18 protein-coding genes are annotated in these 19295 nt (G+C 66.6%); 8 read left to right on the forward strand and 10 right to left on the reverse strand.

Annotated features, from left to right (window positions below; translation table 11 throughout):
• Window positions 1-116 precede the first annotated feature (116 nt).
• Window positions 117-575, reverse strand: a complete 459-nt coding sequence (locus tag amrb99_RS25575) for a hypothetical protein (protein WP_206700100.1) — start codon at window positions 573-575, stop codon at window positions 117-119.
• A gap of 129 nt (window positions 576-704) precedes the next feature.
• Entirely contained in the window at window positions 705-1004 is a 300-nt protein-coding gene (locus tag amrb99_RS25580; RefSeq protein WP_190860486.1) for a hypothetical protein, read from the reverse strand.
• A 599-nt stretch (window positions 1005-1603) separates the two neighbouring features.
• On the opposite strand from amrb99_RS25580, the gene amrb99_RS25585 reads away from it, so the two are divergent.
• From amrb99_RS25585 to amrb99_RS25600, 4 genes are all read left to right on the forward strand, one after another.
• On the forward strand, window positions 1604-2752 hold the full coding sequence (locus amrb99_RS25585) for a beta-propeller fold lactonase family protein (RefSeq protein WP_190860488.1): 1149 nt from the start codon (window positions 1604-1606) through the stop codon (window positions 2750-2752).
• A 1145-nt stretch (window positions 2753-3897) separates the two neighbouring features.
• The gene (locus amrb99_RS25590) at window positions 3898-4110 is read left to right on the forward strand and encodes a hypothetical protein (protein ID WP_190860490.1); all 213 of its coding nucleotides are present in this window, start codon (window positions 3898-3900) and stop codon (window positions 4108-4110) included.
• Entirely contained in the window at window positions 4100-4594 is a 495-nt protein-coding gene (locus tag amrb99_RS25595) for an RNA polymerase sigma factor (protein ID WP_190860492.1), read from the forward strand. Before amrb99_RS25590 ends, amrb99_RS25595 begins: the two co-directional genes overlap by 11 nt.
• A 187-nt stretch (window positions 4595-4781) precedes the next feature.
• Window positions 4782-5765 (forward strand): MEDS domain-containing protein, encoded by a 984-nt coding sequence (locus amrb99_RS25600; protein WP_190860666.1) that lies wholly within the window; start codon window positions 4782-4784, stop codon window positions 5763-5765.
• On the opposite strand, the gene amrb99_RS25605 is transcribed toward amrb99_RS25600, so the two are convergent.
• The 8 genes from amrb99_RS25605 to amrb99_RS25640 are packed head-to-tail and all read right to left on the reverse strand — an operon-like array spanning window position 5707 to window position 14199.
• On the reverse strand, window positions 5707-6171 hold the full coding sequence (locus tag amrb99_RS25605; protein ID WP_190860496.1) for an NUDIX domain-containing protein: 465 nt from the start codon (window positions 6169-6171) through the stop codon (window positions 5707-5709). The two genes, amrb99_RS25600 and amrb99_RS25605, sit on opposite strands and share 59 nt — an antisense overlap.
• Before the next feature lie 49 nt (window positions 6172-6220).
• Window positions 6221-7846 (reverse strand): carbamoyltransferase C-terminal domain-containing protein, encoded by a 1626-nt coding sequence (locus amrb99_RS25610; protein ID WP_190860498.1) that lies wholly within the window; start codon window positions 7844-7846, stop codon window positions 6221-6223.
• Complete coding sequence (locus tag amrb99_RS25615; RefSeq protein ID WP_190860501.1) at window positions 7843-8736, reverse strand: AAA family ATPase; 894 nt, start codon at window positions 8734-8736, stop codon at window positions 7843-7845. The genes amrb99_RS25610 and amrb99_RS25615 overlap by 4 nt, the downstream gene beginning before the upstream one ends.
• A gap of 8 nt (window positions 8737-8744) precedes the next feature.
• Complete coding sequence (locus amrb99_RS25620) at window positions 8745-9773, reverse strand: Gfo/Idh/MocA family oxidoreductase (RefSeq protein WP_190860503.1); 1029 nt, start codon at window positions 9771-9773, stop codon at window positions 8745-8747.
• Window positions 9770-10888 (reverse strand): Gfo/Idh/MocA family oxidoreductase, encoded by a 1119-nt coding sequence (locus amrb99_RS25625; protein ID WP_190860505.1) that lies wholly within the window; start codon window positions 10886-10888, stop codon window positions 9770-9772. Before amrb99_RS25625 ends, amrb99_RS25620 begins: the two co-directional genes overlap by 4 nt.
• On the reverse strand, window positions 10885-11787 hold the full coding sequence (locus amrb99_RS25630; protein WP_190860507.1) for a sugar phosphate isomerase/epimerase: 903 nt from the start codon (window positions 11785-11787) through the stop codon (window positions 10885-10887). Before amrb99_RS25630 ends, amrb99_RS25625 begins: the two co-directional genes overlap by 4 nt.
• 16 nt (window positions 11788-11803) lie before the next feature.
• Window positions 11804-13039: a methionine adenosyltransferase gene (locus tag amrb99_RS25635; RefSeq protein WP_190860509.1), complete on the reverse strand. Its 1236-nt coding sequence runs from the start codon at window positions 13037-13039 to the stop codon at window positions 11804-11806.
• An 8-nt stretch (window positions 13040-13047) separates the two neighbouring features.
• Entirely contained in the window at window positions 13048-14199 is a 1152-nt protein-coding gene (locus amrb99_RS25640) for a glycosyltransferase (RefSeq protein ID WP_190860511.1), read from the reverse strand.
• Between the two features lie 114 nt (window positions 14200-14313).
• On the opposite strand from amrb99_RS25640, the gene amrb99_RS25645 reads away from it, so the two are divergent.
• From amrb99_RS25645 to amrb99_RS25660, 4 genes are all read left to right on the forward strand, one after another.
• A complete protein-coding gene (locus tag amrb99_RS25645; protein ID WP_190860513.1) occupies window positions 14314-15540 on the forward strand; it encodes a helix-turn-helix transcriptional regulator in 1227 nt (408 codons plus the stop codon).
• Window positions 15541-15563: 23 nt separating this feature from the next.
• A complete protein-coding gene (locus amrb99_RS25650; protein ID WP_190860515.1) occupies window positions 15564-16031 on the forward strand; it encodes an NUDIX domain-containing protein in 468 nt (155 codons plus the stop codon).
• 541 nt (window positions 16032-16572) lie between these two features.
• Window positions 16573-18090, forward strand: a complete 1518-nt coding sequence (locus amrb99_RS25655; protein WP_190860517.1) for an N-6 DNA methylase — start codon at window positions 16573-16575, stop codon at window positions 18088-18090.
• Complete coding sequence (locus tag amrb99_RS25660) at window positions 18087-19295, forward strand: restriction endonuclease subunit S (RefSeq protein WP_190860519.1); 1209 nt, start codon at window positions 18087-18089, stop codon at window positions 19293-19295. The genes amrb99_RS25655 and amrb99_RS25660 overlap by 4 nt, the downstream gene beginning before the upstream one ends.

The following is a 19295-nucleotide window of genomic DNA, read 5'->3' on the forward strand; positions in this document are numbered from 1 at the left end:
CGACCACCAGATGACCACCGAAACCGACCCCAGCAAAATCGCCAAAGACGCCATCATCTGGCTAGCCCACCGATAACGCGGCCAACCAGCACGCCCAACGACTTCTGAAACACGGCCTAGCCGCAGTGCACCTTCGTCGCGCCGCCCTGGTAGTAGACCGAGCCCCTCTTCAGCGACCCCACGACCGTGATGCAGCGGCCCTTGGCCCAGATCTTCACCGGCCCGGCGTAGGACTTGAAGTTCTGGTTCTTGCCGAAGCCGTCGGTGACGGTCTTCTCCGGCGCGTGGTTCTTCTTGTCGTACCTGGCGAGCAGCACGGTGATGTGCGAAGCGCCCGACCCGCTGGCGCGGACGATGGCGCAGTTCTTCCCGTTGCCGGCGTTGTAGTAGAGGTCGGCGTAGCCGCCGACCTTCTTGCCGTGCTTGATCGGGAAGTGGTTCTTGCCCTTGAGGTAGCGGTATCCCGCGCCGCACGAGCCGGTCGCCGCGTCCGCCGGAGCGGCCACCGCGGCGACCCCGGCGCCGGCGATGCTCGCCGCCAGGACGGTAGTGGTGATCTTCGCCATCAGTCGCATCTTTTGACCCCTCGCCATGGCCGGACCGAAGCCCGGCCCTCTATGTCCAGGACAGACAGTCCCGGGGGCGAAGCAGGGTGCAAGAACGGATCGGAGCCTTCACACGAGCTCTACGGCATCGTCGCCTTGTCAGCCGCCGAGCTTCACGAGCAGCGAGCGCAGGTGAGGTGCCGCGGCGTTCTCCTGGCCGCGCTTCACCCACGCCGCGATGTGTTCGCTGACCAGCTCGGCGAGGCTCGCGCGCTCGTCGTCGCTGAGCTCGACCGTGGTCGTGGTGCTGGTCCGGCAGTCGTAAGCGGCGAAAAGGATGTCCCCGACCGCCTGCTCGGCCGCGGAGGGCTTGCGGTTGCGCTGAGCATGCCAGGCGACGCTGTTATTGACGACGCCCCAGCCGTACAGGGCCTCGTAGTTGGTGAGCTCGAGCCTCATGGGGGCCGTTACCTCTCACTACAAAGGTGTAGCCATACCCTATGCAGGCACTCTACGCAGGTGCGGCCACACCGACCGGCCGGACGCCCCGCCCGCCTGGAGCCGCTCTCGAAAGACATAACGCCCGCCGGAAGAACTCCGCGGGCGTTTCAGCTCGATCCCGACCCTGCACCGGATCAGCGGAGTCCGCCGAGGTCGCGCCGGGGCATCGTCGTTCTCCCCGGCCCTGGCAGCAAGAGGGCCGGTCGTAGCGCACGGCGCGCCGCCGTGGTTGCTCCCACGCCGTCCCGCCCTGCGACAGAGTCGTCTTTCGGGACAGTCCCCTTCCGGCGGGTCATCGCCACCCTCGCCAATCCGAAAGCTGAGACCGCCACCTCCGCAGCGGTCAGCCCGACCGGCAGGCCGCCGGCCGGTGGCGGTTCGGACGGCCGCATCCACTTGTGGCGGCCGCATTTAAGAGACATATATATGCATATTTATCTCGTCATACTATTTTGTCCGATCGGGTCTCCCCTGGGCGGGCGGGAGGATGTTTGGGGTGGGGTTGCTGTGGTACCGCGATTTTGATCGCACCAGATTTGACAGAGCAAAGGAGCTTTATGCGGCAAAAAGGGGTAATTGCGCTGATCTTGGCGGTTGCCACGATGCTGGCCGGCACTGGACGGGCCACCGCGGACGGGAGAAGCCATCACTGGGGCATCGACCACGCGCGCGCGGTCTTCGTCCAGACGAACAAGCCCAAGTCCGCCGGTGGCAACACGATCCGGGTGTTCAAGCGGGCCGACAACGGGAGGCTCAAGGCAGCCGGGGAGTTCAAGACCGGCGGAAACGGCGGTGCCGTTGCCGGCGCGCCGACCGATGCGTTGGCGTCCCAAGGCTCGCTCGTCTACGACGGCAGGCTGCTGTTCGCCGTGAACGCAGGCAGCAACACCATCACCCTGTTCCGCGTCCGCGGGACCGAACTCGAGCGGCTCCAGGTGATCCGATCGGGCGGTCTGCTGCCGGTCGGCATCGCGGTACACCACGGCCTGGTCTACGTGCTCAACGCCGGCGGCGACGGGTCCGTACAGGGATTCCGCCTCGGGCACGACCGGCTGCACCCGATCGCGGGAGCCCACCGCTCGCTGGGCCTCGGGAATCCCGAGCGGCCGAACTTCCTGCTGTCCCCGGCCCAGGTGGGAGTCGACCCGCACGGCCGGTTCGTGCTGGTCACCACCAAGACCAACAACACCGTCCTGGCCTTCCGGGTCGGCCATGGCGGCCGACTGGCGAGAAGGCCGGTCAGCACCGCGGACTCCAACGGGCCGTTTGCGTTCACCTTCGACACGCGGCGCACGCTGCTCCTCGTCGGGGCCGTGACCAACACCCTGACCCGCCACCGACTCGACCGCGGCGGCTCGCTCCGCCAGATCGGCGCGCCGGTGCCGAACGGGCAGCAGGCCTCGTGCTGGATCCAGCGCGTTGGGAAGTTCTATTACGTCGCCAACACCGCCAGCTCCACGGTCAGCTCCTACCGCGTCAAGAACGGAAAGCCCGTCCTGCTCAACGGGACGGCCGCGACCATCCCCGGCGGCGGAACCATCGACATGACCGCGAGCGGTCGATTCCTCTACGTACAGAACGCGACCGCGGGCAACGTGCAGGGCTACGCCGTGAATGGCGACGGATCCCTGAGGCTGGTCACCACGGCCACCGGTCTGCCGCGATTCGCCAACGGCATCGGGATGGAGGGAATCGCGGCATCCTGACGCCGCCCCGGCCGGTCCCGGCGGCATCGACCGGGACCGGCCGGCCGGCCTGCGGCCGTTGCTCTGCCTGCGGCGCCGATGGCGGCTCTCCCGGCCCTGGCCGGCGAGGCCGACTTCGCCACCACCGTTTCGCTCACTCGTGCCGGCGGAGCTTCGCTGACTGACGCGAGGCGGTGCCGAGGCTCTGCTGCCGCGTCCGGCCCGGAAAGGCTCACATCAGGGGGCAGGCGCCGTGGTCGTTGCGCCCGCCATGCCGGCGGGGCGGTTCGGTGGCACCGCGATCGGGCGAATCCGGGGACCTGAACCCTCACGGCGCTGACCTGCGCCTTCAACGTTCGACGGATCCAGCCCCCATGTCGCGAACAAGCAAAAGCGCCAGGTCAGAGACCTGGCGCTTCACCATGCGCTGGTGTCCGAGGGGCGACCACGACCAATTGCACTTGGGGCCCGCCGTCCCGATCGGCGACGTCCACTGCATCACGGTGGGGGACTAGCCAGCCATACCGCACCCCTTGTGCTGGCCTGGGCCCGCATGCGAAGCAACCCGCATGCGGGCCCGAGGCTATAGGGGACTGCAGTCTCTGACTGCAAACAGACCGCAACACTACGTTACAGATCTCGCCGTGCGTCGGCTCGAATCAAGTACGGGCTTGATCACCACCCCGGCTCGACTAGCCCCCGGCGGCCGCCTAACCATTCCGCCCCACATCCGCCTCCCCTGACCGTTCGTGTGCGTCGTTAAGATGCCCGTGCGCTGTCAAGCGGCGATGTCTCGTGGCTTGAGCTGATCTGGAGGGTGACCGGAGGAGCACGCGCAGCCGCTAGCACTGGGCGCTTGGGAGTTCGCCAAGATTCGTTCGGGGGGAGAGATTCTTCTCCTCGGTGTGAGAATCCTCCCCCCGGAGGCGCCCCTCTCAACTTTTTGTGGTCGGAGCGTCACGCACGTCTCATCTCAATCCCACTCATCACTGTCAACTGAGGTGATTCGACCGCTGTCGACCGGCAGACGATCGGACTGAGGAGGGTGGGCCATAGTGGGAGATCCAACACTGATCGGTGCGGCGGTGGTCGTAACGACCATCGTCGCGGGCGTGGTTACGACGTGGTTACGGACGCGCTCGCTGGAGCGGCTCCACCGAGAGCGGATGAGCACCCGCGAGGCCATGGTGCGACGGCTCGCCCCCAAGGGCCGCCTCATCGATGTCCTGGACGGCCGCCTTCTCGTGATCGAGGTCGGGGAGCGCATGCGCCCACACGACCTGACCGTCTCACTGTTGGCCGCGCTGTCCCAACAGTCCGGCGACGGACGGTGCCAGGCAGTCGCCGGAGGGTGGCTGGAACACCCCCGTGCGAAATGAGATCAGCGAGTACTTCAAGCAGGACTACAACCAGCTTGTCGGGTTCGTCATGAGACTCGGTGCCCAGCAGTCCACCGCGGAAGACGTGGCCCAGGCAGCCTTCGCCCGGGCCTGTGTCCAATGGAGCCAGATCACCCATCCCCGCGCGTGGCTTCGCCGCGTCGCTTTCCGCATCTACTACCAGGAGGTTAGGAAGACCAGCCGCCTGAGAGAACAGTGGTCCCCTGCATCGACGCCGGCGGTCGACCCGGCCGATCACGCGGCCGGCTGCGACCAGGTGCTGGCCGCGCTGGCGATGCTCCCGATCAGACAGCGGGAGGTGATGGCGTGGCATGTCGACGGATATGAACCTGAGCAGATCGCCCTCGAACTCGGGTTGACCGCCGAAAATGTCCGTAAAGCACTGCAACGAGCACGGGAGCGGCTCAAGAAGCTGCTGGCAGAGCAACTGGAGAGGGGGACCCGTGATGAGCCGTCATCATGATGCGGAACCGTCATCTCTCCTCACAGACGCCGAATTGGATTCGCTGCTCTCCGCGTCGGACGCGCAACTGGACGAGACGCTGCGACGTACGGTCGATCAGTCCGCAGGGCTCGCCGCTGTGTTTGATGAGGCCAGGGACAAGCGGGCATCGGTCCCATTGTGGGCGACCAGACGATCCGTCAGCGCCATGAGTCCGGGAGATCACGGCTGGCTGGCCTACAGCAGCCATGAAGAGCGCGACAGGGTCATCGGCCACTTCGTCCGCGAGGGTTTCGAAACCAACGAGAAGGTCATCTACGTGACCGACGCGCCCGCCGAGCGGCTGCCCGGCATCGGTCCCCGGCACCGCGTGGACGTGCAGGCCTACAGCAGGACGGGCCAGCTCCGGGTGCTCTCTCGGCGCGACGCCTACCTCGACCGACGCGGCGCCTTCCAGGCCGGCCGGATGGCGGAGACGATCGGTCGGGAGGTGGAGGCGGCGTTCGGTGAGGGCTTCCGCGCCGTCCGGCTGACCACCGACTACAGCTGGCTACTCAGCGAGCCGGGCCGCCCCGACATCGCCGAGATGCTGGGCTGCGAGCACCGGGTCGGCGACGCCGTCTCGCCCAGCACCATGGCGATGGCGATCTGCCAGATCGACCGGCACGCCTGCCCACGCGACGAGCTCGCCGCCCTGCGCGACACGCACGAGGTGCTCGTGGAAGTGAACCCCGAGTTCGACGACGGGATCCTGAAGCTCGTCCGCACCTTCGAGCCGAACGGGCTGCGCGTCGAAGGGGAACTCGACGCCGCCCGGTACGCCGTGTTCGCTGAGCAGCTCACCCAGGTGAGCAAGGACTGCCGCCGCGTCCACCTGGATCTGGCCCGGCTCGCATTTATCGACCTCGGCGGCCTGAACCTGCTGGCGCAGCACGCCGCCGTCCTGCCGGCTGGCGAGCTGCTGGTGCTGGACCACCTGCCCCCGGATGTGGAGAGCGTCATCGAGATGGTCGGCTGGGACCAGCTACCCGGGATGGCACGAGGGAAGGAAGCTGGGGACTGGACCGACGGAAGTCATGCCGCCACGACCAGAAGCTCGAAGGCTGCGAGCGAGGAGAAGGCCGAGCACAATATTAGGTCGGAAGCGAGACTGGCTCGGCCGGTGTTCCCTCCGTCAGATAGCGAGCGATGAGATCGGCAAGGCCGATCGGGTAGACGGTCTGGTCTGTGTGGGCGAGTTCGTCCAGGTCCCACCACCGCCAGGCGCGGATGCCGTCGGTCTGGGTGGCTTCGGCTGGGCGGACATGCTTTGAGTGGACGCGAGCGATGAAGTACTTCTCGACCTGCTTGACCTGCTCGCCGAAGACCGGGTGAGTCGACGTGCGGGTGGCGAGTTGGGGTCCGATCGGGGCATGCTCGAGACCGAGTTCTTCGTGGATCTCCCGGATGGCCGCGGCGGCGTGGGTTTCACCGGGCTCCAGAGCCCCTCCGGGAACGGCCCAGAAGATGTGGCCCTCGTCGTAGCGCAGGAGGAGTACGCGGTCGTCCTCGTCAAGGACGATCACGCGAGCGGCGTCGCGTGTCCGGGCATCGGTCATGGGCTCCATGGTGGCAGAAGCTCGGAGGTCGACTCCGCCTTACGGCTGGTCAGCGCAGCTTTTCCACGAGGTAGTCGCCGATGCACAGGGCGTCCAGGTCGGTGTCTTGGAAGGTGGCCAGGGCGTCGGCCGGGGTTTCGACGATGGGTTCGCTGTCGTTGAAGGAGGTGTTCAGCACGACGGGCACTCCGGTGATCGTCCCGAAGTTGTCGATCAGGGAGGCGAAGCGCTGATTGGCGTTCGGATCGACGGTTTGGACACGTGCGGTGCCGTCGATGTGTATGACTCCTGGAATGATCTTGGCGCGCTCCGGTTGGACGGTCGGGGCGAGCAGCATGAACGGTGATCGGGTGTCGTCGAGGTCGAACCAGTCGGAGCTGCCGGTTTCGAGGATCGCCGGGGCGAACGGGCGGAAAGGCTCGCGGTGCTTGATGCGATGGTTGAGCGCGTCGCGGCCTGCGGGGCCGCGGGGGTCGGCGAGGATGGATCGGTGGCCGAGTGCGCGTGGGCCGAGTTCGCTGCCGCCTTGGAACCAGCCGATGAGTTTGCCGTCGGCGAGTAGCTGGGCCGCGGTGGCGGCGATGTCGTTGTCGCGCCGCCAGGTGAAGGGCGCCACGGTTCGCTCGACGAGGCCCGAGCGTGGGTCGCGTTTGAGAGCCAACTCGATGTCGTAGTCGTCGTAGGTGCGGCCGAAGGAGTCGTCGGTCAGGGCGCGGCGTGGGAGTTCGCCGGTGAGGCGGTGCAGTCCGTACAGGGCGCAGCCGAGGGCTTGACCGCGGTCGGACGCCGGCGGCGGGATGAAGAGGCTGGTGACGGAAGGTAGGCGGCGGAGGCGGTCGTTGGCGACGCAGTTCAGGGCGACGCCGCCGGCGAGGCAGAGGTTGCCGATGCCCGTGGTGGCGATGAGCTTCTCAGCCAGTTCGGTGAGGATCTGTTCGGTGTGGTGTTGGAGGTAGGCGGCGGCGTTGATGCCGTGCTGGTCATGTCCCTTGCTGTCCGGCGGGCCGAAGTCGGAGTTCGTGCGCGCGGCGAGGTCGGCGACGCCGGTGGCGTGGGTGGAGGTGAGCCGCCCGTGGACCTGCGTGCCATCGAGGTCGAACAGCGGAACCGTGTATGCGTGCGGATCTCCGTAGGAGGCCAGAGCCATGGTCTTCCCGGCTTCTTGGGGTGACCAGCCCAGGTATTCGGTGAAGGCCTCGTAGGTGGGGCCGATTCCGCCTGCTCTGGGGCGTCCGGTGTCGTTGCCGCCGAGCCGGGTGATGCCGTCGGAGTCGGCGATGTAGAAGGTTTCGGTGTCGGTGTTGTTGCCGCCGCCGTCGCTGATCAGGATCGTGGCGCGCTGGTAGGGGCTGAGGCAGAAGGCGGTGTAGGCGTGTGACAGGTGGTGGTCGACGGTGGTGATTCGTTCCATGGGGACGCCGAGGAGGTTGAATCCGGTGTCGGCCGGCTTGGCGGGGGTGCGGCCGTAGGAGCTGGCGACGATGAGGTCGACGTCGGCCAGGGCGATGTTGGCGGCGCGCAGGCAGTACATGACGGCGTTCAGCCATCCGGGGCTGTAGCGGTGGCGGTTCAGCCGTTCCTCGCCGATGGCCACCATGCGGTCGGGGGTGAGGAGTGCGGCGCCGCCGTCGTGGCCGAAGTTGATGCCGAGCACGCATGGGTGGCTGCTGGTCATGAGGGCGCTCCCGTGAGTCGGTGTTCGAGGAGGTCGGCGGTGTGGGACTCGAGGACCTGGTCGGGATCCCACAGGCGGGTGTGGCCGTCGGAGTGGAAGAGGCTGGCGAGCTGGAACATTTGCATCAGGCCGCCGCGGTAGGCGAAGGCGGCGGTAATGGGCTCGCCGAGCGTGGCGGTGCCGCCGAGGGCGGCGTACTGCTCGGTGAATCGGTCGTCCACAGCCGGCCGAGTTCGGGCGACGGGCGGGGCGACAGGAAGAGCGGCTCCGCGAATGCTGAGTTCATCGGCGACGAGGGAGAGAACGGTCTCCCGAGTGAGTGAATCGGTCTGGATGATGAGCGGCGGCTGCGGGCACAGCGCGGGAGCTTTGTCGGTGTAGAACTCGGCCAGTCGCTGCAGCAGGCCGCGGTCGTACCATTGCCGCCAGCGCGGGTGGCTTGGGCTGCCGCCGCGGCGTTCGAGGCTTGTGCCGACGCTCACCTGGAGGATCACCGTTCGCAGGTCGGCTTCGGTGCAGAGCGGGGCGATGTGTCGCTGGTAGTAGGCGACGGCTTTGGCGTAGGGGAAACCGTCGTTTCTGCGCGTGGCCCAGGTGTAGGCAAGGACTCCCAGATGATTGCGGTCGCACACGACTACGTGGGTGTCGGTGAGCGCTGTGTCCTGCGCGGTGTTGTCAGTTCGGCGTAGGGCCAGGGCGCGGCGCTTCTCCTGCCGCAGGTACCAGAGCGTTTCGGAAGCGCTGGTGACATGTGGGCTGGCGGCGCCCACGGGGCGGACCTTGATGTTGGGCTCCGGGAAGAACAGGCTTCGGTCCAGTAAGGCGGGGACGAGGGCGCCGAGCAGTGTCGTCTTGCCGGCGCCGGGAGGCCCCTCGATCGCGAGGATCATCGGTCTTGTCATCGCCCGCCCCCCGCATACGTCGAAGGGACGTCCTTCCAGGTGCCGTGGTCGTTCGCCGATGCGAGCGCTGCGGAGGCCAGGGCGAGCGTCCGCAGATGGTCCGCCAGGTCGTGCTCGGGCACCGTTGCGTCGTCCAACGCCGCGGTGAACGCGGTGTAGGCACCGAGGACGCCGTCGGGTACCCACTCGCCGCTGGGGGCGTGGGTGATGGAGCCGGTAGCGGTGTGCAGAGTCGCGGCGGCGTAGGTAGCGGCGGCGTCGGCCTTGTCTCCGTTGACGTACCAGGAGCTCGACCAGGCGTGCGGAGTGCGTGTGTGGTTGTGCAGGGTGAGTGAGGCAACCAGCGGGCCGTCGAAGGCCAGCATGATGCTGTAGGAGAGCGGGCACTGGGCGGCCTGGCCGGGAAGGCGGCCGGCTCGGGCCGAGACGGCGACTGGCTCCGTGCAGGCGATCTGGCGTGCGAGATCGAGGTAGTGCAGTCCGTGGTCGAGGAACAGGTAGCCGGGGTGGCGGGTGTACCAGGTGTCGATGTCCTCGTTGAAGTGGTGGACGTGGGCCAGGTGAGCCAGGTTTCCGAGTTCGCCGGCGCGGATCCAGTCGAGGAGCCGACGTTGGGCCGGCGCCCAGCGCAGGTTGTGGTTGACCGCGATTTGGACTCCTGCGTCGGCGGCCTCGCGGGCGATGGTGTTCGCTTCGTCCAGGGTGTAGGCGACCGGTTTCTGCACCAGGAGCGGTTTGCCGTAGGGCAGCAGCTCGCGGATCAGGTCCAGACGACCGTCGGGCCGGGTGGCGAGGTCGATCAGCTCGACGTCCGGGTCGGCGGCGAGCTCCTGTGCGCTGCCGTGCACGCGGAGGTCGGGAAACTGGGTTTTGAACTGCTGGGCCAGCTGGGTTGCCGTGGTCTGGGTCTGGCTGCAGATCGCCGTGACGGGGACACGGCCTTGGGCGTAGGCCGGTAGATGCCCGGTGCGGACGATGCGACCAGCTCCGACGATCCCCACGCGCCATGGTTTGGTGTCGTTCATGGTTGCTCCGAGGTAAGGGGGACGGATTCTCCGGTGCTCGATGCGGGGTCGTTCACGGTGGTGAGGCGTGCCAGGCCGTAGGCGAGCTGTTCGACTCCCTCGGCGATGTGACGCGTGCCTGCAGGAACTGCTCGTCGTCGGCCATGCGCGGTGAGGCGGTCGGCGATGGCCGACCACATTCGCTGTGCGGGCAGGTCGTCGCCTCGGGGAGGGAGGGGCGGCCGTTGCTGCGCACTGTGGGCGGCTAAGGTCCCCGCACCTGCTGGCCCGTACGGGGGCGGGAACTGGGCCGTGAGGGTCGTGTCCGAGCCGGTGAGCGTCACCTGATCGAGGTGCACGCCAGGAGGAGCCGAGCCGATCGTGCACGCGATCGTTGCCCCGTTCGGGGCGCGAACGATGCCGTGAACGGTGGCGCGATCCTGGCTGAGGGTGCAGGAGACAGGCCGGGCGTTCGGCACGGTCAGCGCCATAGTGGTGAGAAGGTGGTATCCCTGCCACAACAAGATCTTCAAGGCGCGTCCGCCGACTGGACCAAGGACCGCGGGAGGCTGCGGCTCCCGGTCGGTTCCGAAGGTGTAGGGCGCCGCACCCGGTGGGAGAAAGGGCTGGCGTGCTGCCGCGTCGTGCCCGTCGGCCTTGACCATCCAGCCGCCTCGAAGCTCGTGCTCAGGTAGCTCACGCCTAAGCTCCGCAACAGCGCTGTCGAATGCCCGGATGGCGCCCACTTCCAGCAGCAGCGCGGCAGCGTCGGCCTGACGGCAAAGCCGACGCGTGCGGTCGAGGTCCAGGCTGACCGGCTTCTCGGTGAACACATGGACGCCGGCGGCGAGAGCCGCCTCGATCCATGGCTCGTGGACGCCGGTGAGTACGGCGAGCAGATCGGCGCCCTCGAGCAACTGGGCGGTGTTCGCGGCTACTCGGCTTCCGAATCGGGAGACGGCCTGTTCGGCGCGTCCGATTTCTCGGTCGTAGACGGCCGCGATTTCCACGGCCGGATGGGCGGATAGGACGGGCAGGTGAATGCCGTACGCGGCGCCGCCGCATCCCACCACCGCGACCCGCCATGGCCGCCGCGTCACGGCCGCGTCCTGGTGCCCGTCCGGCGCGGGCTTCATGGCGTGCCCTGAACGTCAGTGACCGCGCTCAGGGCACGCTGAGCGATCAGATGGTCCGGCAGGCGGCGCAGGGCAGGGTTGAACAGCTCGACGGACAACGGCCCGGTGTATCCGGCGTCGATCAGCGCGTGAAGGAACTCCGGCCAGGGCAGGGTGCCGTCGCCGGGGAACAGCCGCATCTCGTCGGTCCAGCATTCGGGCGTCACGGTGACGGGCGTGTCGGCGACCTGGACGTGCGCGATTCTCGACGGCGCGAGGCCGGTCAGCTGCGCGGGGTCGGCACCGGCCGCCGACCAGTGGAACGAATCCACGCACACCCCCAGGGCCGCGGCTGCAGTGACGTCGCCCACGGCGTGGAGGAGCTGCACGAGTTCCTGCAGGCCGGTTATGAACGGACTTTGCCCGTCCAGGGATGGCGGGAGGCCGGCCTGGACGCCGACGGGTTCGACGGCGAGCGTCAGCCCGTGCTCCGCGCAGGCGCCGCCGAGCATCCCGAGCCGTTCGGCGGCGAGGTCGTGGGCTAAAGAACCGTCCAGGTCGGTCCGCGGATTGAGCACGATCGTGGCGACGCGGCAGCCGATCGCGCCGAACGCTTCCAGCCGGGTCTCCAGACCGTCCACCGCATGTAGGAAGGTCGGTGGGTCGACGAGCAGCGGATGCGGCAGCACGGGACCGTCCGGCAGGAGTCCGCACGCGGCGGCGACCTGGATACCGAGTTCGTCGAGCAGGTCGGCGGCCCGGGTCGTCCCGTACGCCACGATCTGCTGGATCGATGCCTCGATCATTCCGATTCCGTTGGTGGCGGCCAGCCGAGCGACCTGCTCGAACGACAGGCCGCTCACAGTCGCCGGGTTCAGGCACGCCGCGAGCGTGAGTGGTTCCGCGTTGTGGGTGAGCATGGTGGTCGGCCTCCGCTCAGGCCGTCGCGAGGTCGCCAGCCAGCAGCCGGGCACGCAGCGAGTCCAGGCTGGCCAGCACCTCGGCGATCACCTTGCGGACGAGTGGTTCGCTCAGCGGCTCCTCGCCGGAGGTCTGCACGACGGTTTGCCACGGGTCGTCGAGATCGCGGCCGGACTGCGACACCAGGGCCACCGCGACCGTTCGGCCGGTTTCGGCGTGCAGGCGTTCGGCAGCCTGTTGAGCGGCGAGGTTGTAGAGCTTGCCGACGTGATAGACGGGGTTCTTGCCCGACACCCCTTCGGCGGACCAGGGCCGCAGCATCGAGATGACCCCGTTAGTCCGGTTGCCGCGACCGACCACGCCCTCGTCCCCCGACTCCAGCGACGAGCCGATCGCCGTCAGGTACAGCTCCTGCCGCTCGTCGTTGTCGCGGGTGTTGACGGCGGCCTCGATCACGCAGTGCGGGGCGGTCTCCTGCGCGATCTCGGCGATCAGCTCACGCAGCCGCGCACGCCGTCCGACGTAGGTGGACAGGTCGGGGGTGTGCTCGGCGATCTGCGGCACGCACGCGGTCACATGAACCTGGTTGCCGTGCCGCACCACCATGATCTTGATGTCGGTTCCCAGCCACGGCTGGGTACCGGCCTGCTGGGAGCCGGTCAGCTCCGCCTCGACGGCGATCGCGACCTGCTCAGCGATCCCGGAAGGGGCGTAGCCGACGCCGGCGGAGGTGTCGTTGGCGAACAACCTCGTCCGCTCAGCGAGGTCGTCCAGGCTCCTGGGCGCGAACCAGAACCGCCTCCCGGCCTGCTGGGCGTCGGTCTCGCCCAGCACCGCGCCCGGGCTGGACGCTTGGGTCACTCGGGGACGCAGCACCAGGTCACGGGTGACGTCCAGACGCGGGAGCGCGTCCGCCAAGTACTCCTGGACGGCCTCCTTGAGGATCGCCTCAACCGGAATGGCTGCGTCACCGAGCGCGGCGGTGAAGCGGCCGTTGACCAGCGCTGTGATCGGAGCGGTCAGTTCGCCGTGTCCGAACCTGACGTTCGCGGCGCCGCCGAGCAGCGCGGTCTTGTCGGCGTTGTGGTGCAGGATCGCACCGAACTCGTCCAGGCAGTAGCGGCTGTAGGCGCGCGAAACGGCTTCGGCCACGCCGTCGGCCAGCGTGTCGGGGTGACCGGCGCCTTTGCGTTCGACCACTTCGAGGGCATGGTCTGCGGGCGGCAGACCGGTACCGGTGATCACGTTCATGTGCATCCCTACGGATCGGTTGAGCTGAGTGGGAGCAGCGTCCGGCCAGTGAGGACGAGCCGGACGCGTTCGAGGTGATAGGTGCAGATCCGCGCGGCGTCGCGAAGCGCCACCACAAGCTGCACGTCGTCCAGGAAGGCCCAGGCAGCGGCAAACAGCGCCAGGACGTCGACGATGTCGGAGACCCCCGCACGCAGAGCGGGGGCTGGGACGTGCACGGTCGTGCGCATGCGGGCGACACAGATTCCGTGGCAGGCGCCCTGAAGGATGAACCACCCCGGACGCGTCTGCGCGCGGCCGACCGGGTGGTCCACGACCGCCTTCGGCTCGATCACCACGCGAAGGTCCGCCTGCCTCGCCCGGTCGGCGAACTCCAGATCCTCGCAATCGAGCGGCAGCCGACCGCGACGCCCCAGGTCGGTGCGCAAGAGCCCGAGCCGAGCAAAAGCGCGCCGGTCGACGAGGACGTTCGCGCCGACGATCCAATAGGGCCAGCCGTAGTCGCTGAGCTTCTCAGGCCACTCCAGTGGCCCGTGGCATTCAGCGAGCGGACGAGCCGCAACCCAGCCCATCGTGAGCGCCGTCCCGCCGGGATAGGACGTCACCGCCCGGCCACCCACGACCGCGGCCTCATGCTGGCCGGCCGCCGTCACGAGCGCCTGCAGCCAGCCTGGGCGCGGGCGGATGTCGGCGTCGGTCAGCACCACGTAACGGCCACGCGCCGCCCGGATGCCACGGTTCCGTCCCCGGCTCAAGCCCGGCCGCGGTTCGTGGAACACCCGCACGGGGAACGGCCACGAGCGGGCCACCACCCTGCGGCGCTCACGTTGGCCCCGCCGACTGTTGTCCACGACCACTACTTCGAGGCCAGCAGACCGACTTCCGACGAGGCTCTGTTGCGCCAGCGCGGTCAACAGGCCATGCAGCGCGTTCGCGTTCCCCCGCACCGAGACGACCACCGACACCAGCGGCTTCTCGCCCTGTGCAAGCTTCAACGCCGAGCCCTCGGCCCGGTGAGCCGCAAAGCGCGGGCCGGACGACCTTCGCGCTCGTTCACGTACGACGTCACCGACGTATGTCCCGGCCGTCTGCACCAGACGGGCAGCATCACCAACCGATGCGATGGCGGGCCGCAGCATGGTCATCATCACGGTGCCCACCTCCGAACTCGCTCTGTGCGCCGAACCCGTTGCGGCGCGATCGCCAAGAAGTTAGAACCGCAGGAGGGCCACCACCCGGAAAGAAAATCCGGGGTCACTCGGCGGAGATCCGTGATGAGCGATCACTGGCAAGACCTGTCACCCGGGCAACGCGTGGCCTGGCACCGCGTCCGCCGCGGCATGCCCCAAGAGGTCCTGGCCGGCCTGGTCGGACGAACCGAGGACTGGCTCAGCAAGATCGAGAACGACCGCGCACCACTGGACCGGCTCTCGGTCATCCGAGCCCTCGCCGCCGCCCTGCGCATCTCGGTCTTCGACATCATCGGGCCGCAGCCCAGCACACCGACCCGCGCAGAACCGTCCGCCCTCGACGTCGGCCCGGTCCGCTCCGCGCTCACCGACTACCGGCAGCTATCGCCGCTGCTGCGCGCCCTCGACGCCGAGCCGGAGGCGCCTCGCCTCGACTTCCTCCGCCGGGACGTCGCCGAGGTCATGACCGCCTACCAGCAATCGCGCTACGCACAGATGCTGGCCCGGTTGCCAGCGCTGCTCACTCAAACCCACCTCGCCACCCAAGAGGCACAGGCCCAGCAGCAACCCGAAGCGGACCGGCTCGCCGCGCTGGCCAACCAATCCGCAGCGATGATCCTCACTAAGCTCGGCGAGACCGACCTCGCCTGGATCGCCGCCCAACGCGGGCTCACCATGGCTGAACGCACCGCCGATCCCACCGTCATCGGTTCCCTGTTCCGCTCGGTCATTCACGCCCTGCAATCCCAAGGGCGCCTCGACGAAGCCGCCGCCATGGCCCAGACCGCATCCGGATACCTCGAACGCCAGTACGCGCACCGCTCACCCACGCTGCTGTCAATCCACGGCACCCTGCTTCTTCCCGGCGCCGTCGCCGCCGCCCGAGCCAACAGCCGCGCCATCGCCAACGACTACCTCGCTCGCGCCGAACGGATGGCCGAAGAACTCGGTGCCGACGCCAACCACCTATGGACCGCCTTCGGCCCCACCAACGTCCGGATCCACCGCGTAACAATCGCGATGGCCCTCGGCGACGTCCCCACCGCACTCGACCTCATCCCCGGAATCGACACCGCCCGCCTACCCGCCGAGCGCGCCGTCCGGCACAGCCTCGAAGTCGTCAGCGCCTACCGCGCCCGCAACAAGATCGACGAGGCCATCGGCGAACTTCTCACTGCCGAACGCCGCGCCGCCGAACAGGTCCACGCCCACGTCATGAGCCGTCAGCTCGTCCACCAGCTTCGCGACACCACCACCGGCCGGCGCAACCGTCCCCTGGCCGATCTCGCCCGCCGTATGAACATCATCTAGCCCGATCTCCTACCCTCACTGCTGTGACCGATGACCCGGCAGCGAGCTTCACCCGCGCCCGCGCGGCGGCGGGTGTCCTGTTCTTCGACGACAACGACCGCATCATGCTGGTCGATCCCTCCTACAAGGACTACCGCGACATCCCCGGCGGCTACGTCGAACACGGCGAAACCCCGCGCCAAGCTGCGGCGCGCGAAGTCACCGAAGAGCTCGGCATCAGCCCCCCGATCGGCCGGCTCCTGGCCGCCGACTGGGCCCCCAACGACACCGAAGGCGACAAGATCCTCTTCCTGTTCGATGGCGGCTCTCTTACCCCTGACCACCTCAACGCCATCCGCCTCGACCCGAACGAACTGGTCGACTACCACTTCCACGACATCACCCAGATCCACGACCTGACCATCCCTCGCCTGGCCCGCCGCCTTATCCACGCCCATGCCGCCCGCCACGACGGCACTACCCGCTACCTCGAACACGGCGAGCAGCCGTAACGGCAAACGATCCGGCGCCAGCGGCGCCACTCGTACTCCGCTTGGTGCTGCGAACGAGCTTGTGGTCAGAATCAGCGAGGTGGCCTACCCCGGCACGGGATAGTCCCTCAGGAGCCGCCCGCATCGCTGGAGGCTCCAATGCCTTCTCCGCATCAACGATCTGAAACTCGCACATCACCTCCTAAACCCGCTTGCGGTTCCTCGATGTCCTCGGCTCCGCAGTCCGGCCTGCACTCGCGACGATCCGTACGTCGCGCCGGAACCGACGTGAACCTGCCGGATCTGCTCCGCCATGCCCTGGTCCACAGACCAGCGTGCGGCCAGGGCAGGGGCGGGAGGGCGGCCTGGCACCACCGGTAGAACCGCGGCCCGGGACAGGTCCAAGACCTTGCACTGCCGTTTCGTGCCGAACCCCCCGAAGCCCCTTGGAGAGCTAGCCCGTGCCGGTAGGCATACTTGCTGGACACCGGCTGGGCTTTGTGTCTGCCGTGACCTGCGAGAGCCCCGGGCACACAGAGGCAGGATCTACTAAGGTTCACCCGTGATTACGGGTGAGCTGAAGAGCAAGATCGACCGCCTCTGGGACGCCTTCTGGTCGGGTGGGATCTCCAACCCGCTGGAGGTCATCGAGCAGATCACCTACCTGATGTTCCTGCGTAGACTTGAGGACATCCAGACCGCAAAGGAGCGCCGAGCCACCCGCACCGGCACGCCGATCTCAGATCCGATCTACACGGAGGACACGGACGCCCTCCGTTGGAAGCGGCTCAAGGAACTGCAGCCGGACGCCATGTTCACCATGATGGGCGAGGGAGTCTTCCCCTGGCTGCGTCGCCTAGGTGGTGACGGATCCACCTATGCCCACCATATGCGGGACGCCCGTTTCACGATCCCCACGCCGAACTTGCTCACCAAGGCCGTCGACCTCCTGGACGACATCCCTCTCGGAGAGGGGGACACAAAGGGTGACCTCTACGAGTACATGCTCAGCAAGATCGCCGCAGCTGGTCAGAACGGCCAGTTCCGCACACCGCGGCACATCATTCGGCTGATGGTCGAGATGATGAACCCTGGCCCTAGCGACGAGATCTGCGACCCGGCCTGCGGCACGGCTGGCTTTCTCGTCGCCGCAGCCGAGTACGTGCAGGACAAGTACAGCGAAGAACTACTGGACACGGCCAATCAGCGGCACTACCACTCCAGCATGTTCCACGGCTTCGACTTCGACAGCACCATGCTCCGCATCGCGAGTATGAACATGCTCCTCCACGAAGTCGAACAGCCGGACATCCGCTACCGCGACTCGCTGGCCGAAAACGTCGCCGCCGAGGCCGAGCAATACTCCCTCATCCTTGCGAATCCGCCGTTCGCTGGCAGCCTCGACTACGAGACGACCGCTAAGGACCTCCAACAGATCGTCAAGACTAAGAAGACCGAACTGCTCTTCCTGGCCCTCTTTCTACGTCTCCTCAAGCCCGGTGGGCGAGCTGCGGTCATCGTCCCCGAAGGCGTCCTCTTCGGCTCAACGAAAGCACACAAGGGCCTCCGCAAGTTCCTCGTCGAAGACCAGAAGCTCGATGCCGTCGTTAAGCTCCCCAGCGGCGTATTTAAGCCCTATGCAGGCGTCTCGACCGCTATCCTGATCTTCACCAAGACCAATAGCGGTGGCACGGATAGCGTTTGGTTCTACGACATGGCCGCCGACGGCTTCAGCCTCGACGACAAACGAACGCCGCTTCTGCCCGGAGAAAAGATCGGCCCCCGCCCTGACACAACCCTCGCCGAGGATGAACACACCAAGAACAACCTCCCCGACGTTCTTGCCCGCTGGAACCAGCGCACCAGCAGCGAACTCCAGCGCACCCGCACCGAGCAGAGCTTCTGCGTCCCCAAGGACGACATCGCAGGCCAGGACTACGACCTCAGCATCAACCGCTATAAGGAAGTCGTCCACGAAGAGGTGGAATACCGCCCACCTCTCGAAATCATCGAAGACCTCGAACGCCTCGAGTTGGAAATCCAACAGGGCATCTCTAGCTTGAAAGGGGTGCTCGGATGACAGGAATCAAAAATGTTACTCTCGGTGAAGTTGCTCGCTTCATTCGAGGAATAACATTCAAGCCTGACGATGTCGTCCCGCATGATTCTCCCGATGCCGTATGGTGCATGCGCACTAAAAACGTTCAATCGCAACTCGACCTCTCCAGCATCTGGGCCATTCCCGCCGAATTTGTCAAGCGTCCGGAACAGTATTTGACGGCCGGCGACTTGCTCGTGTCCAGTGCCAACAGTTGGAATCTAGTGGGGAAATGCTGCTGGATTTCGAATCTGGAACACGAGTCCACCTTTGGCGGGTTCGTTTCGGTGCTCCGTGCTGACACCAGCAAGCTGCATCCTCGGTATCTTTATCACTGGTTTTCGTCCAGTCGAGTGCAAACGACGATTCGAAGCTTCGGTCGCCAGACAACAAATATTTCAAATCTGGACATTAAGCGCTGCCTCCAAATGTCCATCCCACTCCCTCCTCTGGACGAGCAGCGGCATATCGCAAAGGTGCTAGATCAAGTGGACGCATTGCGAGCGAAGCGGCGGGAGGCCATCAGCCTGTCCGATGAGCTGACGCAGTCCATCTTCCTCGACATGTTCGGTGACCCGATCGCTAACCCGTTCGACTTCAACATGAAATCGCTAGCCGACTGGGTCCCCCAGGATCGTCCGATCACCTACGGAATACTTAAGCCAGGTCCAGACGTTCCCGGCGGAGTTCCCTACATTCGCGTAGTCGACATGAAGGAAGGACACATAGACGAGTCGCAAGTCAGGCGAACTTCTCGCGATATAGCAAGCCAATACCGCCGCTCTATGGTGATGACAGGCGATCTTTTGGTATCAATCCGTGGCCACGTCGGTCGCCTTGCACAGGTTCCCGACACCTTGGACGGCGCTAATATTACGCAGGATTCCGCCCGTCTAGCGGTCTCCCTGGACAGTAGCGCGTATGTCATGGCATGTTTGCGCACTCAGTCCATACAGTCATGGATGCATCGACATGTCAAAGGCGCCTCAATTAAGGGCATTAATCTTTCCGATATTCGAAAGATACCCATACCAGAGCCACCCATGGTTCTCCAAAAGGAGTTCGCTGAACACGCACTGGATTGCCACGAACTGCAGCGAAAGGATATTGACCAGCTTAGTCACCTTGACGAGCTGTTCGGGTCTCTGCAGCAGCGGGCGTTTCGGGGGGAGTTGTGGGAGGATTGA

Origin of the sequence: Actinomadura sp. RB99 (assembly GCF_014706005.1) — a bacterium.
Lineage (GTDB): Bacteria > Actinomycetota > Actinomycetes > Streptosporangiales > Streptosporangiaceae > Spirillospora.

Coding starts and splice junctions, on each gene's coding strand:
- amrb99_RS25575 (WP_206700100.1), bottom strand. CDS start 575: ATGCGACTGATGGCGAAGATCACCACTACCGTCCTGGCGGCGAGCATC.
- amrb99_RS25580 (WP_190860486.1), bottom strand. CDS start 1,004: ATGAGGCTCGAGCTCACCAACTACGAGGCCCTGTACGGCTGGGGCGTC.
- amrb99_RS25585 (WP_190860488.1), top strand. CDS start 1,604: ATGCGGCAAAAAGGGGTAATTGCGCTGATCTTGGCGGTTGCCACGATG.
- amrb99_RS25590 (WP_190860490.1), top strand. CDS start 3,898: ATGAGCACCCGCGAGGCCATGGTGCGACGGCTCGCCCCCAAGGGCCGC.
- amrb99_RS25600 (WP_190860666.1), top strand. CDS start 4,782: ATGAGTCCGGGAGATCACGGCTGGCTGGCCTACAGCAGCCATGAAGAG.
- amrb99_RS25605 (WP_190860496.1), bottom strand. CDS start 6,171: ATGACCGATGCCCGGACACGCGACGCCGCTCGCGTGATCGTCCTTGAC.
- amrb99_RS25610 (WP_190860498.1), bottom strand. CDS start 7,846: ATGACCAGCAGCCACCCATGCGTGCTCGGCATCAACTTCGGCCACGAC.
- amrb99_RS25615 (WP_190860501.1), bottom strand. CDS start 8,736: ATGATCCTCGCGATCGAGGGGCCTCCCGGCGCCGGCAAGACGACACTG.
- amrb99_RS25620 (WP_190860503.1), bottom strand. CDS start 9,773: ATGAACGACACCAAACCATGGCGCGTGGGGATCGTCGGAGCTGGTCGC.
- amrb99_RS25625 (WP_190860505.1), bottom strand. CDS start 10,888: ATGAAGCCCGCGCCGGACGGGCACCAGGACGCGGCCGTGACGCGGCGG.
- amrb99_RS25630 (WP_190860507.1), bottom strand. CDS start 11,787: ATGCTCACCCACAACGCGGAACCACTCACGCTCGCGGCGTGCCTGAAC.
- amrb99_RS25635 (WP_190860509.1), bottom strand. CDS start 13,039: ATGAACGTGATCACCGGTACCGGTCTGCCGCCCGCAGACCATGCCCTC.
- amrb99_RS25645 (WP_190860513.1), top strand. CDS start 14,314: ATGAGCGATCACTGGCAAGACCTGTCACCCGGGCAACGCGTGGCCTGG.
- amrb99_RS25660 (WP_190860519.1), top strand. CDS start 18,087: ATGACAGGAATCAAAAATGTTACTCTCGGTGAAGTTGCTCGCTTCATT.